This window comes from Streptomyces fradiae (assembly GCF_041270065.1).
Taxonomy (GTDB): Bacteria; Actinomycetota; Actinomycetes; order Streptomycetales; family Streptomycetaceae; genus Streptomyces.
Genome location: NZ_CP065958.1, coordinates 3,400,443 through 3,416,974, shown reverse-complemented (window position 1 = coordinate 3,416,974; position 16,532 = coordinate 3,400,443). Strand labels below are relative to the sequence as shown.

The 16,532-nt window shown below is 72.6% G+C and carries 14 protein-coding genes; 11 read left to right on the top strand and 3 right to left on the bottom strand.

The genetic code is table 11. The features are described 5' to 3' along the window. Nucleotides 1-121: 121 nt before the first annotated feature. Both JAO84_RS15370 and JAO84_RS15365 read right to left on the bottom strand, forming a co-directional pair. Nucleotides 122-4,123 (bottom strand): type I polyketide synthase, encoded by a 4,002-nt coding sequence (locus JAO84_RS15370; protein ID WP_370413402.1) that lies wholly within the window; start codon nt 4,121-4,123, stop codon nt 122-124. 129 nt (nt 4,124-4,252) lie between these two features. Beyond that, on the bottom strand, nt 4,253-4,933 hold the full coding sequence (locus JAO84_RS15365; RefSeq protein ID WP_370413401.1) for a TetR/AcrR family transcriptional regulator: 681 nt from the start codon (nt 4,931-4,933) through the stop codon (nt 4,253-4,255). 206 nt (nt 4,934-5,139) lie between these two features. On the opposite strand from JAO84_RS15365, the gene JAO84_RS15360 reads away from it, so the two are divergent. The 11 genes from JAO84_RS15360 (at nt 5,140) to JAO84_RS15310 (ending at nt 16,099) form a co-directional block, all read left to right on the top strand. Next, nucleotides 5,140-5,844 (top strand): response regulator transcription factor, encoded by a 705-nt coding sequence (locus tag JAO84_RS15360; protein WP_370413400.1) that lies wholly within the window; start codon nt 5,140-5,142, stop codon nt 5,842-5,844. A 241-nt stretch (nt 5,845-6,085) separates the two neighbouring features. After that, nucleotides 6,086-7,237 carry an isopropylmalate synthase gene (locus tag JAO84_RS15355; protein ID WP_370413399.1) on the top strand — a complete coding sequence of 384 codons (1,152 nt, stop codon included), beginning with the start codon at nt 6,086-6,088 and terminating at the stop codon, nt 7,235-7,237. A gap of 141 nt (nt 7,238-7,378) precedes the next feature. Beyond that, nucleotides 7,379-7,567 carry a lysine biosynthesis protein LysW gene (locus JAO84_RS15350; RefSeq protein WP_365763902.1) on the top strand — a complete coding sequence of 63 codons (189 nt, stop codon included), beginning with the start codon at nt 7,379-7,381 and terminating at the stop codon, nt 7,565-7,567. Between the two features lies 1 nt (nt 7,568). Beyond that, nucleotides 7,569-8,420: a RimK family alpha-L-glutamate ligase gene (locus JAO84_RS15345; protein ID WP_370413398.1), complete on the top strand. Its 852-nt coding sequence runs from the start codon at nt 7,569-7,571 to the stop codon at nt 8,418-8,420. Further along, nucleotides 8,417-9,472: an N-acetyl-gamma-glutamyl-phosphate reductase gene (argC, locus tag JAO84_RS15340; RefSeq protein WP_370413397.1), complete on the top strand. Its 1,056-nt coding sequence runs from the start codon at nt 8,417-8,419 to the stop codon at nt 9,470-9,472. The genes JAO84_RS15345 and argC overlap by 4 nt, the downstream gene beginning before the upstream one ends. Beyond that, nucleotides 9,469-10,287: an acetylglutamate kinase gene (locus JAO84_RS15335; protein ID WP_370413396.1), complete on the top strand. Its 819-nt coding sequence runs from the start codon at nt 9,469-9,471 to the stop codon at nt 10,285-10,287. Before argC ends, JAO84_RS15335 begins: the two co-directional genes overlap by 4 nt. Before the next feature lie 11 nt (nt 10,288-10,298). Next, nucleotides 10,299-10,862 carry a type 1 glutamine amidotransferase gene (locus JAO84_RS15330; protein ID WP_370413395.1) on the top strand — a complete coding sequence of 188 codons (564 nt, stop codon included), beginning with the start codon at nt 10,299-10,301 and terminating at the stop codon, nt 10,860-10,862. Between the two features lie 63 nt (nt 10,863-10,925). Next, nucleotides 10,926-12,086, top strand: coding sequence for a Glu/Leu/Phe/Val dehydrogenase dimerization domain-containing protein (locus JAO84_RS15325; protein WP_370413394.1), 1,161 nt, complete (start codon nt 10,926-10,928; stop codon nt 12,084-12,086). Continuing rightward, nucleotides 12,083-13,714: an AMP-binding protein gene (locus JAO84_RS15320; RefSeq protein WP_370413393.1), complete on the top strand. Its 1,632-nt coding sequence runs from the start codon at nt 12,083-12,085 to the stop codon at nt 13,712-13,714. The genes JAO84_RS15325 and JAO84_RS15320 overlap by 4 nt, the downstream gene beginning before the upstream one ends. Before the next feature lie 168 nt (nt 13,715-13,882). Then, the gene (locus tag JAO84_RS15315; protein WP_370413392.1) at nt 13,883-15,181 is read left to right on the top strand and encodes a pyridoxal phosphate-dependent aminotransferase; all 1,299 of its coding nucleotides are present in this window, start codon (nt 13,883-13,885) and stop codon (nt 15,179-15,181) included. A gap of 30 nt (nt 15,182-15,211) precedes the next feature. Then, on the top strand, nt 15,212-16,099 hold the full coding sequence (locus JAO84_RS15310) for a fumarylacetoacetate (FAA) hydrolase (protein WP_370413391.1): 888 nt from the start codon (nt 15,212-15,214) through the stop codon (nt 16,097-16,099). Here the strand turns inward: JAO84_RS15310 and JAO84_RS15305 are convergent. Then, on the bottom strand, nt 16,058-16,528 hold the full coding sequence (locus tag JAO84_RS15305; RefSeq protein ID WP_370413390.1) for a MerR family transcriptional regulator: 471 nt from the start codon (nt 16,526-16,528) through the stop codon (nt 16,058-16,060). The genes JAO84_RS15310 and JAO84_RS15305 overlap by 42 nt on opposite strands. Between the last annotated feature and the right edge of the window lie 4 nt (nt 16,529-16,532).

Below are 16,532 nucleotides of genomic sequence, written 5' to 3'. Positions count from 1 at the left end.
TGATGGACCAAAGTTTAACTATGACTCGAAGTCAAAGTTAATACGTAGGCCATATTCGGCCGCCGAACCGGACCGGCGGACTCCGTCCCGCCGGTCCGGCCGATGGAGCGGGTCCGGACAGCTAGTGGATCGTCGCGAGGATCCGGTGCAGGCTCTCCGGGCCGAGCAGCCGGCCCGCCGTGAGGTCGAGCCCGAAGTCCGAACGCAGTTCGGTGCGCAGCCGGGTCGCCATCAGCGAGTCCAGGCCCATCTCGCGCAGCGGGCGCCGGTGGTCGAGCCGGTCCTCGGGGATCTCCAGGAGGTCGGCGACCCGCCGCACCAGGGCCTCGGCCGCGGTGACCGCGCCGTTCAGGTGCGCCGGGGGCTCCGGGCGCTCCGGGGCCGCCTGCTCACGGGTGTGCTGGGCGGCGGTGCGCTGGGCCGGGATGCGGACCAGGGGGGCCCGGGACTGCGGGGCCTGCGCCCGCGCCTCGTACGCCTCACGGGGCCGTGGCAGCAGCCGGGCGCCGAGCGCCGCGAGGGGGTGGGGCCGGTGGCCGGGCAGGGCCTGGAGTTCGACGCCGAGGAACTCCGCGAGCACGCAGCCGTCGGGGTCCAGGAGCAGGACGTCGCCGTGCGCCCGGTCCTGGCCCCTGGCCGGGCGGACCCGGCACAGCGCCCAGAACTCCTCGCCCGGGTCGGCGTGCACCCGTACCGAGCCGAAGCCGGTGGGCACGTACGCGCTACCGGGCCGGTAGGCGGCCAGCAGGGTCAGCAGGCCCGACTCCCAGGAGGCGGCGTCGGGGCCGTCCGCCTCGGCTCCGGGCGTACGGCGCAGGCGGGCGACGGCCTGGCCGCCCCGGCGCCAGACGTGCCGTACGGCCCGCAGCTCCTCGTCGATGCCGAAGCCGAGCTCCTCGGCCAGCGCGAAGAAGTCCTCGGCCCGGCAGTAGCCGAGCCGGCGGGCGAGCGTGCGGTCGAGCAGGGCGCGCCGGTCGTACGGCTGCGCGGGGCCGGCCCCGGCGGGCCGCAGGGTGGCCTCGGCGCACAGCTCCGGCGGGGCGTCCGGGGCGCGCCGGGCCTCGGCGCGCACCCGCCGCACTCCGTCGGGGCCGGGGCTTTCGACGGTCACCCGCAGGACGGCCGCGGGCAGGTCGTCGAGGGTGAGGGGGGTCTCGCCGAGCCGGACCCCGGTCAGCGCGATCCCGGTGCTTTCGCCGGTGGCGGCGCGGGCGGTGTCGAGCATCGCCGCCAGGTACACCGAGGGCAGGACCGGTCTCAGGCCGCGCACGTTCACCCCGGTGTCCCAGCCGGTGATGCCCCAGTCGGCGAGGGCGTCCTCGCGGACGTACGGCCCGGCCGGGCGGGCGGGGCGGGTCGTCACGGTGCCGCCCGCCGGGGCGGCCGGGTGGCGGAGCGCGTCGCAGTCCCAGGCGTACGTCGGGAGGTCCTCCGGCATCGCGGGCGCGGCCCCGTCCCCGTACCCGTACCACCGGGTCCAGTCCACCCGGGCGCCGTGGGCGAAGGCCCGGCCCACGGTCTCCAGGAGGGCGACGGGCTCGTCGCAGTCGCGCCGCAGGGTGGCGAGCGCCGCGCCGCCCTCCGCGCCCTCCGCGCCGAGGGACCGGCGGGTCTCGTCGACGGCCGCGGTCAGCACCGGGTGCGGGCTCACCTCCAGGAACAGGGTCTCCTCCGCGCACAGGAGCCGTACCGCCTCGGTGAAGCGGACCGGCTTGCGGAGGTTGTCCTGCCAGTACTGGGGCAGGAGTTCGTCCCCGCGCAGCGGCGCGGCGAGGACGCTGGACACGAGGCCGGCGGTGGCCTGGCCGGGGTTCAAGTCGGCGAGCGCGGAGAGGAGTTCGTCGCTGATCAGATCCATGTCGGGGGAGTGCGAGGCCACTTCGACCCGGACGGTGCGGCAGAGCACGTCGCGGCCCTCCAGGGCCGCGGTGACGGCGGCGAGCGCCTCGTGCGGCCCGGCGAGCACGGTGGCGGAGGGGGAGTTCTCCGCGGCGACGCACACCCCGGCGAACTCGGGCCGCTCGGCGAGGACTTCGCGTGCCGCGTCGGCGCCGAGCTCGACGGCCAGCATGGCGCCGCGGCCGGCGAGCCGGCGCATCAGCCGGCTGCGGCGGCAGATCACCGCGCAGCCGTCGCGCAGGCTCAGCGCACCGGCCACGCAGGAGGCGGCGATCTCGCCCATGCTGTGGCCGAGGCAGACGTCCGGGTCGAGGCCCGCCTCGCGCAGCGCGGCGGCGAGGCCGACACCGATGGCCCAGAGCGCGGGCTGGACCAGGTCGATGTCGGTGGGCAGTTCGGTGGCGGTGGTGAGCAGATCGAGCAGCGACCAGCCGAGTTCGGCCCCGATCGCGGTGTCGCACTCGGTCAGCGTGGCCCGGAAGGCAGGGGAGGAGTCGAGCAGTCCGCGGCCCATGCCGAGCCACTGGGAGCCCTGGCCGGGGAAGACGAAGGCGGTGCGGCGGGGTGCCCCGAAGCCGGCCTCGGCGATGCCGCCGCCGGTGATGCCGCTCCCGGTCGCCCGGCCGTCGGCGGCGAGCGCGCGCAGCCGTTCGGCGACGGCCGCGTGGGTGGCGCCGCGGACCCAGAGCCGGTGCGGATGGGCGTCCCTGCGCAGGGCCGCGGCGGCGCACAGCTCGCGCAGCGGCCGGTCGCGGCCGGGGCCGTCGAGGTGGAGAGCCCAGGACCGGGCGAGGCGGGCGAGCGAGCGCTCCGACCGGGCGCTGAGGACCAGCAGCTGTTCCGCTCCGGCAGCCCCCGCCGCGGTCGGAGCGGTCTGAGCGGTCTGAGGGGTGGCCGCCCGCGGTGCGGTGGCGGGCGCGGGCCGGCGGGAGCCGACCACGACGTGCGCGTTGGTGCCGGAGATGCCGAAGGAGCTGACGCCGATCCTGGCGTCCGCGCCGGCGTGCGGCAGTTCGGTGGTGCGGGTGACCACGCGGACGTGGAGTCCTTCGTCGGCGATCACCGGGTTCTCGGTGGAGCAGTGCAGCGAGGCGGGGACGACGCCGTGCCGGGCGATGAGGACGGCCTTGATCAGTCCGGCGATGCCGGCGGCCGACTCGGTGTGCCCGATGTTGGTCTTCACCGATCCGGTGGGCAGCGGCCGTTCGGCCGGCCGCCCGGTCGCCTCGGCGAGGGCGCGCAGTTCGACGGCGTCGCCGACCGCCGTGCCGGTGCCGTGGGACTCGACGTAGTCGAGGCGGTCGGGGGTGATCCCGGCGGCGCGGCACGCCGCCCGGAGCATCGCGACCTGGCCGCTGACCGCGGGCTGGAGCAGCAGTCCGCTGCCGCGCCCGTCGTTGGTGACGGCGCTGCCGAGGAGGGTGGCCAGGACGGGGTCGCCGTCGCGCTCGGCGTCCGCGAGGCGCTTGAGGACGACCACGCCGACGCCGTCGCTGCGGACGAATCCGTCGGCGTCGGCCGCGCCGAAGCGGCAGCGGCCCTCGGGGGAGAGCATGGCGCCCTGGGAGTAGGCGATGGCATCGTGGCTGGAGAGCACGAGGTTGACGCCCGCGGCGAGGGCGAGGTCGCACTCGCCGGTGAGCAGGCTCTGCCGGGCGTGGTGGACGGCGACCAGGGAGGAGGAGCAGGCGGTGTCCAGGACGACGCTGGGGCCGAGCAGGTCGAGGGCGAAGGAGAGCCGGCCGGCGGTCACGGCGCGCAGCCGACTGCCCGCCATGTCACGGATGTTGGGGCCGCCGGGGCCCGCGGAGACCTCCGAGTACTCGGCGGTGGCCTGTCCGACGAAGACGCCGGCGGGGGTGCCGGCCAGGGTGGAGGGGCGGATGCCGGCGTGTTCCAGGGCTTCCCACGCGGTCTGGAGAAGCAGCCGCTGCTGCGGGTCGACGGCCTTCGCCTCGGCGGGCGAGATGCCGAAGAAGGCGTGGTCGAAGGCGAACGGGTCGTCGATGAAGCCGCCGTGGCGCGAGGCGGTCTTGCCGAGGGTGCCGGACTGCGGCGCGTAGTCCGCCGTGATGTCGAAGCGCTCGGCGGGCACCGTGGTGATCGAGTCCGTCCCGGCCAGGAGATTGGCCCAGAACTGCGCGGGCCCGTCCGCGCCCGGGAACCGGCACCCGAGGCCGATGACGGCGATGGGGGTGGAGGCGAGGTTTGCTAAGAGCGCCATGGGAATGAGTGCCAACCTTTTCTTGATGCGACCGATGGGTTCGTCAGCAGTGCAGTTGGACTAGCGGGATACAAACTTACACTCCGAGCCAACTTTGACCCAGTGTTCTTCGGTGCATCTCCGTCATTCTCAGTATTTGAGACGATTTGGCTCGCCGTACGGACAGAGTCCATGCGGGGACGTGGTCAGACCGTGCAGCAACAGGCTGAGCGACAGCTGCAGTTCGGCGTGGAGGTCGGCGTGCAGGCGGCGGTGCCGGCCGTCGGTCGCGGGCCCGGCCCACCGGCGCAGGGCGCCGACGTACAGATCGCGCAGCGCTTCGCCGAGCTGCTCGGAACTGGCGGCGCTGCGGATCTCGCCCCGGACCCGGCCCTCCTCGATGATCAGGGCGAAGAGCGACTCCAGGTGTGATCGCCCGTCGAACAGAAGCCCGGACTGGATCCAGGCCGTCAGCATCGCGGCGCTCAGTTCCGGCTCCTCCTCGTTGAGGTCGCCGAGGGTGGACATGCAGGCGCGCAGCGCCTCCACGGCGTCGGCCGCGCTCTCCAGGCGGGGCGTCAGGCGGCGGTTCAGCTTGCGCATCCGCTCCTGCGACCAGGCGCTGAGCAGACAGTCCTTGCGCGGGAAGTAGTTGAAGAAGGTGCCGCGCCCGATGCCGGCGTGCTCCGCGATCTGTGCGACGGAGGTGTCCGCGTACCCCTGCCGGCGGAACAGGGACAGGGCCGCGACGTAGACCCGCTCCTGGGTGCGCTCCTTGCCGCGCCGCCGGCGCGGGGGAGTGGGTGCTCCGTCGTCCGAGGGCTGGCGCACGAGGCCTCCAGGTAAGTGATCGTCTTTGTATGAGAGTTCAGGTATACCCTCGCATATAAACATGGACTCTGGCCCGGAAATGGACTTGAGTGTATGTTTGCATCCGGGCCTGGTCGGACAGGTCCGGGCGGAAGCCACTGCCACGGGGCTCGGGAGTGGGTGGTGCCCACGTCCCACCGGCTACGAACGGGGGAGCAATGACTTGGATGGCAGCTCAGAGACCGCGTACCGAAGGGGCCGTCGCGGCCCAGCCGGTCTCCGTCCTCGTGGTCGAGGGCGACACCACCGCCGCCGAGGCGCGGGTCCGCGATCTGCAGCGGCAGGGGTACGCCGCGAGCAGCGTCGGCACCGGGGAGCAGGCCCTCGCGGTGCACCAGCGGTCCGACATGGTCCTGCTCGATCTCGACTTACCCGACATCGACGGCCTGGAGGTCTGCCGGCTGATCCGCCGCACCGGGGACAAGCCGATCATCTCCATCGCCACCCGCGACACCGAACTGGACCGGGTCCTCGCCCTGAAGGCCGGCGCGGACGACTGCGTCGTCGCCTCGTGCGGGCCGCGCGAGATGCTCGCCCGCGTCGAGGCCGTACTGCGCCGGGCGCACCCCCGGCCGCCGGCCTCGCACACCATCTCCCTCAGCCCGCTGCACATCGACAACATCACCCGCGAAGTCAGCCTGGACGGACGGCCGGTGGAGCTCACCGCCAAGGAGTTCGACCTGCTGCACACCCTCGCCGCGGACCCCAAGACCGTCCTGTCGCGCAAGGAGCTGATGACCCGCGTGTGGGACACCGCGTGGGCGGCTTCCAGCCGCACCATCGACACCCATGTCAGCAATCTGCGCGCGAAACTCGGCGAAAAATGGATCATCACCGTCCACGGGGTCGGCTATCGGCTCGGCCGCGGATAGCGCAGACAGCACGGACAGCAGCGCGGAAAAGACGCTCCCATGTGCGGCTTTGTTCACCGGGGCCGCATGGTATTCACGGCCGATGACGTTCGCTGACACTCCTTGACAAGCTCCGACACAAGAAGCGTTGTCCGGCCAGGAGCGGGGCGTACAGGATGGTCACCGGCGCGGAAAGGCGCAGCGCGGAAAGGCGCTCCGCGCTTCGACGGGATATCCACGGATACCGACGGAGGAAAACGCAATGCCGAAGACAGGACGCGAGGAAAACCCCCCGATAAGGCCCCGCATTTCCGATGCGACGCTGCGCGACAGCGCGCACATGGCGGGCGTCGAATTCGGCCCCAAGGACGCCGCGGCCATCGCGGACCTGCTGGTGAAGACCGGCGTCGAGCTGGTCGAGGTCGGCATGGTGGCCGGCCCCGGCTCCAAGGACGCCGACCTCATCCTGGCCACCCACGAGACCGTCGGCCCCGAGCGCAGCATGACGCTCGTGGTCGTCCGGGACCGCCAGCAGGTCGCCAAGGCCCTCGACGAGGCCGAGCGGCTCGGCGTGAAGCACATCATGTACTCCATCCCCACCTCCGAGCAGCACGCCCGGCTCAAGCTCGGCTCGCCCAGCGCCAAGTTCCTCAACACCCTTGCCAAGTCCGCGGTCTCGCAGGCCAAGGAGCGCGGCTTCCACGTCACCTTCAGCGGCGAGGACGGTGCGCGCACCCCGGCCGAGCGGCTCGTCCCGTACGTCACCGCGGGCTTCGAGGCCGGCGCCGACCGCTTCCGGCTCGCCGAGACCGTCGCGTACCTCTCGCCGTGGCAGATGGAGGACGTGATCGGCGACCTCACCGCGATCGACGGCTCCGAGATCGAGATCCACTCGCACAACATGCTGGGCATGGCCGTCGCCAACTCGCTCGCCGCGGTCCGCGCCGGCGCCCAGTGGATCTCCGCGACCGTCGGCGGCATCGGGGAGCGCGGCGGCAACGCCCCGCTCGCCGAACTGCTCACCTCCCTGCGGGTGATCCACGGCGACACCCGGTTCGACCTGAGCCACCTCACCGAACTGTCCCGGATCGCCCTCAAGGGCGCCGGCCTCGGCGAGGCCTTCCAGTCCGGCCCGACCACGCCGCACGCCTTCGCGTACGAGCTCCCGGGCCAGCTCACCCACCCCGAGGCGTACGAGACGCTGCCGGCCGAACTCGTCGGCAACGCCCGCGAGGTGCGCGTCCGCACCCGCCTCACCCCGGCCCTCGTGAAGTGGGCGCTCGCCGAGTCCGGCGTCTTCGTCGACGTCGAGATCTTCACCCCGTGGCTGATCGAGCGTCAGGAGCGCGCGGGCGGACCGGTCATGGACCGGGACGCGATCCGCAAGGCCGCCGTCGACTTCCAGGCCGCCTGATCCCCCGCACACCGCAGACCCCCCCACCGCAGAACCTCACACCGCACCACCTCCCCCACGCGCACCGCACACCCCCACGCGTACCGCACCACCCCCCCCACGCGTACCGCACCAGCCATGACAAACCACTGGAGTTCACTCATGTCCACCGCCACCACCGTGACCGGCGTCTGCCCCGAGTGCGAGACCGACCTGACCGTGCCGCCGATGGTCACCGGCGAGACCCTCGCCTGCCCCGAGTGCATGCTGACCCTGCGCGTCGAGGACGTCCGGGACGGCGTGCTCAGCCTCGAGATGGTCGAGGTCACCCTCCGCGACTGGGGTCAGTGAGATGACCAAGAAGGTCGCGGTCGTCGCCGACCGGATCGGCTGGGAGGAACGCAAGCTGATCGAGCTCGGCCCCGGCCTCGGGGTCGAGGTCGACTGGGTCAACGACGAGTCGCTGTGCCTCGGCGGCGCCGACGCCCCGTCGGTCAACGCGTACGACGCCCTCCTGGTCCGCAGCCGCAGCTACACCCGCGGCGGCCTGGTCGCCACCCTCGCCGAGGAGGCCGGGATCCCGGTCCTCAACTCCGCCCGGGCCATCAACGCCTGCGAGAACAAGGCGGTCCTGCGGGCCGTGCTGCGGGCCGCGAGCATCCCGGTCCCGGACTTCCGGCTCGTGCTGTCCCGCAAGGACTTCGCCAAGGCCCTCGACGAGCTCGGCGTCCCGGTCGTCCTCAAGCCGATCTTCGGCGGCATGGGCAAGCGGGTCACCCTGATCCGGCACACCGACACCGCCCACTCCGTCTACGACTACGTCGAGGACCTGGGCCACGCCTTCGAACAGGCCTGCCTGGTCGAGCCGTTCCTGGCCGGCGGCAGCTCCGTGCGCTGCCTGGTCGCGGGCAGCGAGATCGTCGCCGCCGCCGAGTTCGCCAGCGCCGGCACCGACTGGCGCAGCAACGCGGCCCTCGGCAACAGCAGCACCGCCATCGCGCACGACCCCGACGTCGTGAAGATCGTGGACGCCGTGGTCGCCGAACTCGGCCCGGGCATCTACGGCATCGACCTGTTCCGCACCGAGGACGGCCTCGTCGTCAACGAGGTCAACCACGCCCCCGCCTTCCGCGGCGTGGCCTCCACCACCGCAGCGGACATCCCCTCCGCCATCGTCCAGTACGTGCAGGAGTTACTCGCATGATCCGGGCAGGAGTCGTCGGAGCCTCCGGGCTCGCCGGCGGCGATCTGATCAGACTGATCACCCAGCACCCCGACATGGAACTGACCTTCCTCGGCGGTTCCTCCAACATCGGCCGGCGCCCGGCCGAACTGCACGCCAACCTGCGCATCGACCTCGGGCTCACCGTGCAGCCCGTCACCGAGGAGGTCGCCGACCAGGTCGACGTCCTCTTCCTGGCCACCCCGGCCCCCGTCTCCAACCGCCTGGCCGAGCAGCTGGTCGACAAGGTCCCCGCGATCGTCGACCTCAGCGGCGCCTTCCGCATCGCCACCCCCGAGCGCCACGACCGCTGGTACCCGAAGGTGGACCGGCGCGCCGACCTCGCCGACCGCTTCGTGTACGGCGTGCCGGAGCTCGTCCGCGACCAGCTCAAGGAAGCCTCGCTGATCTCGATGCCGGGCTGCTACGCCACCGCGCTCACCCTGAGCCTGGCGCCGCTGACCCTCGGCCTCGGGCTCGACCTGAAGACCGTCGTGGTCGACGGCAAGAGCGGCTCCAGCGGCGGCGGCCTCCAGCTGCGCACCTCGGACCTGCACCCGTTCCGCAGCGGGGCCATCGCCCCGTACGCCCCCACCGGGCACCGGCACGCGGCCGAGGTCGGCGACTTCCTGGAGCGCGCCAAGAAGGGGAGCATCGACTCCCTGACGATGTCCGCGTACGGCGTCTCGCACGTCCGCGGGCTGCTGACCAGCTCGTACGTGTTCACCGACGAGCAGGTCGACCAGCGCGAGCTGCAGCGCGCGTACACCCGCTTCTACAAGGGCGAGCGCTTCGTCCGGGTGCGCCGCAACAACGAGACGCTGATCCCGGTGCCCGACCCGCAGGCCGTCCTCGGCTCCAACTTCTGCGACGTGACCGTCCTGAAGGACGAGGAGGGCGACCGGATCGTCGTCCTCGCCGCCCTGGACAACCTCATCAAGGGCGCCGCCGGCCAGGCCGTGCAGGCCGCGAACATCCGCTTCGGGCTGCCCGAGGAGTCGGGCCTGACCATGCAGCCGGTGATGCCCGCATGAGCGAGACGCAGCAGAACCCCACGCCGACGCAGACGCCGACCGTCGTCAAGCTCGGCGGCAGCTGCCTGGACGACCTCGACGGCAGCTGGTGGGACGACCTGGCCGCGCACGGCCGGGAACACCCGCTGATCCTCGTGCACGGCTGGTCCAAGCCGCTCAAGCGGCTCGACCCGCGCCGCTACACCGACCCGTCGGCGATCCTGCGCGACCGCTACGGCAACCAGAGCCGCTGGACCACGCCCGAGGTCATCGCCGACATCAAGACCGTCAGCGCGGCCATGGCCGAGGACGTCTTCGCCCGGCTCGCCGACCGCGGCATCACCGCGGAACGGCTGCTCGGCAGCGACGGCCTGGTCCGGGCCGGCGAGGGCGAGCGCTGGTGGTGGCGCGACAAGAAGCTGGTCGAACTGGAGAACCTGGTCGGCCCGATCACCGGCGTCGACCCGGCGCCCCTGAAGAACCTCCAGGCCGGCCACGCCTACCTCGTCACCCCGCTCGCCCAGGGGCCGGCCGGCCAGGAGGTCAACACCGACGCCGACCGGGCCGCCGCCGCCATCGCGGGCGCCGCCGGCGCCACCGACCTGGTCCTGGTCACCGACGTCGCCCATCTGCTGATCGACGGCGAACCGGTACGGGAGATCAGCGCCGAGGCGGCCGCCGCGTTCCGCGACAAGGGCGCCACCGGCGGCATGCGCAAGAAGCTGCGGGCCGCCGGCGAGGCCCTGGAGCGGGGCGTGGAGCGCGTCTTCATCGGCAGCGCGGCCACCACGGACCTGCTCGCGGCCCGTACCGGCACCGTCATCACGCGAACCTGAGGAGCGAGCACGTGGCGAAATCCCGTGTCCTAGTCGTCAACAACGGAACCCTGTCCCTCCCGCAGCTGCGCAAGCGCTTCGAGGACCTGGGCTCCGACACCGAGGCCGTCGACGCCGCCTCCGTACCCGCCACGCTCGGCGGCCGCTACCAGGCCATCGTGCTCAGCGGCACCAAGGTGCGGGCCTACGACCAGGACTTCTACAAGCCGCTCGTCGACCTCGTCATGGGCGCCGACGTCCCGGTCTTCGCGATCTGCGGCGGCATGCAGCTGATCGCGGTCTCGGCCGGCGGCCGCCTGGAGGAAGGGGAGTCGCGCGTCGGCGGCTACGAGGTGCAGGTCGACAAGACCGAGCCGCTCTTCGAGTACGTGAAGCCGACCGTGACGGTCTTCCACCGGCACACCCTGTACCTCCAGGAGGCGCCGGAGGGCTTCCGCTCCATCGGCCGCTCCGAGCACGCCCCCGTGGAGTTCATGCGCTCCGAGGACGGCCGGATCTTCGGCGCCCAGGCGCACCTGGAGTTCCGCAGCGACGGCATGGAGATCCTGCGCGGCTTCGCGCAGCTCTACCAGTGACGCCGGTGACGGCCACACCTCTTCTGGCCTCGGCCACCGATCCCAGTATCCAAAGGACTGGCAATGAGTGATCTGGAAAACCCGCAGGACCTCTCGCAGGACCACCCGAAGGACCCCGCCCTCACCGTCCATCTGAACGGCAGCGGCGGCAGCATCAAGGGCTGGGTCGTCGTCGACTCCCTCGTCGACGGCCTGGCCATGGGCGGCACCCGGATGACCACCGGGGTCACCGAGGAGGAGGTCGCCGGCCTCGCCCGCGACATGACCGAGAAGTTCACCCTCGCGGGCCTGCGCATCGGCGGCGCGAAGGCGGGCATCGTCGCCACCGCCGCCAACTCCGAGGGCGCCGGCCGCGAGCAGACCTTCCGCACCTTCGGCCGCACGGTCAAGCCGCTGCTGCACGGCGGCATCCACCTCGGCATCGACATGGGCGTCACCCCGGCCGACCGCGCCGTCTTCTTCGACGAGGCCGGCTACGACCCGCGCTACCGGCTCGGCGCCCCCGACATGCCGATCGACTGGCGTACGTACTACGAGCCGCTGATCGACTGCACCGGCCACGGTGTCGGCGTCGCCGCGCTCACCGCCCTGGAGGCGGGCGGCCGCACCGAGCCGGCCCGGGTCGTGATCCAGGGCTTCGGCGCCGTCGGCCGTGCCGTCGCCCGCTTCCTGGAGGACCGCGGCCACCTCGTCGTCGGCATCGCCGACGTCCAGGGCACCATCAGCGCCGACCGCCTGCCGGTCGCCGATCTGGTCGCCATCACCGACGAGTTCGGCCGCATCGACCACTCCCGGCTGCCGCAGCACGTCACCGTGAGCCGCGAGCCCGACGCCTGGCTCGACGTGGACGCCGACCTGCTGGTGCTCGCCGCCCAGAAGTACGCCCTCAACGCCGAGAACGCGCACCGGCTGCGCGCCCGGGTGGTCGTGGAGGGCGCCAACCTCGCCTCCAGCGCGGAGGCGAAGGAGAAGGTCGCCGCGTCCGGCGCCGCCCTGGTCCCCGGTGTCATCGCCAACATCGGCGGCGCCGGCTCGGCGGCCCTGGCCGTCACCCGCAAGGTCCCCTTCGAGCTGTCCCACGAGGCCCGCAAGCAGTGGGTCTTCGACTGGGTCGCCGACCGGGTCCGCCTCAACACCCGCGATCTGCTCGACATCGCCGCCTCGCGCGCGGGCAACCCGCTGCCCGAGCTGCTCGCCGCCCGCCGCCAGGAGCTCTTCGGATGAGTGTCACACCCTCGGCCGCCGACCGCCTGGCCGAATTCCGCCGCCGCGGCTGGTGGCGCGACGAGACCTTCCTGGACGACCTGCGCCGCCAGGCCGGCGAACGGCCCCGCAAGCTCGCCATCGCCGGCCGCCGCCTCGACGAGGCCCGTACCGACACGCTCGACTACGCCGAACTCTCCCGGCTCACCGACCGGTTCGCCGGTGCCCTGCTCGAACTGGGCGTGCAGCGCGGCGACGTCGTCGCCGTCCAGCTGCCCAACCGGTGGGAGATGGTGCCGCTGATGTTCGCCTGCATGGCCGTCGGCGCCGTGATCTGCCCGATCGCGCCCGTCTGCCAGGCGGAGGAGCTGCGCCACCGGCTCGTCCTCACCGAGGCGAAGGTGTGCGTCACCGTGCCGGAGTGGGAGGGCTACCCGCTCGCCGAGACCATCGACGGGCTGCGCGACGAGCTGCCGCTCGAGCACCTGGTGGTCCTCGACGGGCACGTCCCCGACGGCGCGGTCGACTTCCACGACCACTTCGTCTCCGTGCACTGGGAGAAGCGGCGCATGGGCGATCTGATCGATCGTCAACTGCGTCCGGACGAGCCGTTCGTGGTGCTGTTCACCTCCGGCACCACCGGCTTCTCCAAGGGTGTCGTGCACAGCCAGAACACCGTCCACTCGGGCGTGCGCGGCTATGTGGACAGCTTCATGCTCCGCGACGACCTGGTCGCCGCCGTCACCACCCCGCTGGTGCACTACTCCGGCTTCGGCCAGGGCATCCTCGCCGGCGTCATGCTCGGCGGCACGGTCGCCTTCCAGGACGGACCGGACCACGACGGACTGCTCGACCTGGTCGAGCGGTACCGGGCCACCCTGCTGTACGGGCCGCCGCCCACCCTCATGGGCGTCGCCCGGGTCCAGCAGCGCGACCCGCACGACGTGTCCAGCCTGCGCCACACCATCACGGGTGCGGCGCCGGTGCTCCAGCCCCTGGTGGACGAGCTGCGCGCGACCTTCGGCGCCCGGACGTACTCGGTATGGGGCATGTCCGAGTTCGGTCCGGTCACCATCACGCGGCTCGACTACAACCAGGACTGGGCGGCGCACAGCCACGGCAGGCCGATCGACTCCATGCAGATACGGATCGACGCCTGCCAGGACCCCACCGTGCGGGCCTCGGTCGGCCGGCTGCGGGTGCGCGGGGCGTCGCAGGCGCTCGGCTACTTCAAGCAGCAGGACGTCTTCGACGACGAACTCACCGACGACGGCTGGTTCGACACCGGCGACGTCGCCCGTGAGGACGGCCGCGGCGGCATAAGGGTCCTCGGCCGCGCCAAGGACGCCATCATGCGGGACGGCATCGTCCTGCCGATGGCCGAGCTGGAGGCGGTCATCGCCGGCCACCCCAAGGTGACCGACGCGGCGGTGGTCGGCCCGACCGGCCACATCGACGACCCGATCCTCGCGGTCGTCGTCGCGGCCGGCGGCACCCCGCCGACCCTGGACGAGATCCGCGCCCATCTGCGCGAGGCCGGCCAGGACCCCAGGTTCTTCCCCGAGCGCCTGGAGGTCATGACGGCCCTGCCCAAGACCCTGACGGGCAAGGTCCGCAAGATCGAGCTCAGGAAGCTGTACGCGGACTAGTCGTACGCGGCCCGAGCTCTCGCTCGCGGGCGCCGCACCGTTCCCGTACGGGCTGACCCGTGCGGTGCGGCGCCCCACACCGACCACCGGGGGGTGCACCTCCCCCGACACCCCCCGGTTTTCCCCCTCCCCTTCCTGTCCTTGAACGACCCGCCTTCGGAGGCCGTCATGTCCCAACCCGCGCCGGTGACCATGTCGGCGACCCTCGCCGCCGACGAGGCGCTGGAGCGCCGGCGCCGCGCCGGGGAGCGGGTCCTGTCGCTCGCGAGCGGCGAGATCGGCCTGCCCGTCCTGCCCGAGCTGCGGGAGCGGCTCGCCGCGGCGGCGGGCCTGGGCGCCTACGGCCCCGTCGCCGGAAGCCCGGCGCTGCGCGCCGCGGCCGCCGGCTACTGGGGGCGGCGGAACCTCGACACCGACCCGGAGATGGTGGTCTGCGGCCCGGGCAGCAAGCCCGTGCTGTTCGCCCTCATGCTGGCCGTCGGCGGCGACGTGGTCGTACCGGTGCCGAGCTGGGTGAGTTACGCGGCCCAGGCCCGGCTCGCCGGCGCGCAGCCGCTCCACGTACCCACGCTGCCCGGCCAGGGCGGAGTCCCGGACCCGGCCGCGCTGCGCGAGGCGGTCACCGCCGCACGGGCCGCCGGCCGCGATCCGCGGTGCGTCGTGGTGACCCTCCCCGACAACCCGACCGGGACCGTCGCCGAGCCGGACACCCTGCGCCGGCTCGCCGCGGCGGCCCGGGACCTGGACCTGGTCATCGTCTCCGACGAGATCTACTGCGACCTCGTCTTCGAGGGCGCGGACCGGGCCCTCTCCCCGGCCGTGTTCGCGCCCGAGCGGACCGTGGTGACCACCGGGCTCACCAAGAACCTCGCGGTGGGCGGCTGGCGCATGGGCGTCGCCCGGCTGCCCGAGGGCCCGCTCGGCCGCGCGCTGCGCGACCGCCTCGAAGCCGTCGCCAGCCAGACCTGGTCGACCACCGCCGCCCCCGTCCAGGCGGCCGCCGCCTACGCCTTCGCGGAGCCGCCCGAGGTCCTCGCGTACGTGGCGGCGGCCCGGCGCCTGCACGAGACGGTGGTGCGCGCGGTCCACCGGCACTTCACCGCGGCCGGCGCCGCACTGACCCCGGTCCGCGCCACCAGCTACCTCTACCCGGACTTCGAGCCGCTGCGCGACCACCTCGCCGCCGCGCACGGGGTGTCGGGCGGCGGGGAGCTCGCCGCGCTCCTCGCGGACCGGCACGGCCTGGGCGTCCTGCCCGGCAGCGCGTTCGGCGAACCCGACCGCGTCCTGCGCGTCAGGGCCGCCACCAGCCGGCTCTACGGCGACACCGAAGAGCGGCGCACCCAGGCCCTGCACTCCTCCGCACCCCTCGAACTCCCGTGGATCAAGGCCTCCTTGGACCGCATCGAGGAGGTCCTGCACGACCTCGTCCACGTACCTGCCCCTGCATCAGTCCCGACGATCTGACACCGACCACCTGAGAAAGGTCACGAACCCATGCTGATCCTCAGCGAATACGAGTACCGGGACCGGCGGTACGTCAGCCTCGGCATCCAGACCCCGGGCGAGCCGCAGACCCTCCACGCGGTCGCCGAGGGCGCGCTCCTCGACGTCTTCCTCACCGACGGCGGACCGGACGCGATCACCGCCCTCGTCGAGGCCGCCGAGACGGTCACCGTCACCGCCGGCGACCCCGAGCTGCACGCCCTGCCGCCGCTCCTTCCGACCACCGGCGCCTCGCTGGTCAGCGGCTTCCTCGGCACCCACAAGTCCAAGGCGGACGCCATCGAGTCGCACGACGGCCGGCCGCCGATCCCCAAGTGGTACTTCAAGGGCCTCGGTTCGTGGCTGCGCACGCCCGGCCAGCCCCTCGTCGTCCCCGCCGAGCCGATCATCCTGATCGAGGAGGCCGAGGTCGCCCTCGTCCACGTCAACGACGACGACGGCACGCCCCACTACGCCGGCTTCACCTTCGGCAACGACTTCTGCGACATCGGCCTGCACCGGATCCACCCCGGCTACACGCCGTCCGGCAAGCTCTGCGACACCGGCATCTCGCCGTACCTCTTCGTCGGCGAGCCGCCGCGCTCGGCCACCGGCCGCGTCACCATCGAGCGCGCCGGACAGGTCGCCTGGGAGGGCAAGTTCGACTGCGGTGCCGACGCCCTGTACTTCACGGTCGAGGACATGGTCGACCGGGCCTTCTCCTTCCCCGCCCTGCGCCGCCCCGGACTGGTCAACTACCTGCTGACCGGCGCCGACCTGAGCAGCTTCCACGACGGGTTCCAGGTCGCCGACGGCGACCGGCTCACCATCGAGGTGGCCAGCCACGGCGTCGTGCTCTCAAACACCGTCCAGTACGGCGGTACGGCCTCGTCCCACTGACGTACTCGGTGCGCCGGACGCACCCCCCGACGCGCTCGGTGTGTCGGTGCGGGCCGCGACGCGCTCCGCCTTCCTGCGGCGTACTTCCGCGAGGTAGGCGGAGACCGCGTCGCGGTTGCGCTCCAGACACCGGATGCGTTCGGTCATGCGGTCGCACTCCTCCTCGAGGGTGGCCAGCATCTCCGGGGTGGCCTCCTCGAAGTGGATGGCGCGGGGCTGACTGAGGCACGGCAGGATCTGCTTGATGATCCTGGTGGGCAGCCCCGCCGCCAGCAGGCCGCGGATCTGCATGACCCGGTCGACGAAGGCCTCGTCGTAGTCGCGGTAGCCGTTGGGCTCGCGCGACGAGGCGATCAGGCCCTGTTCCTCGTAATAGCGCAGCAGCCGCCGCGAGGTCCCCGTGCGCTCCGACAGCTCACCGATCCGCACCCCT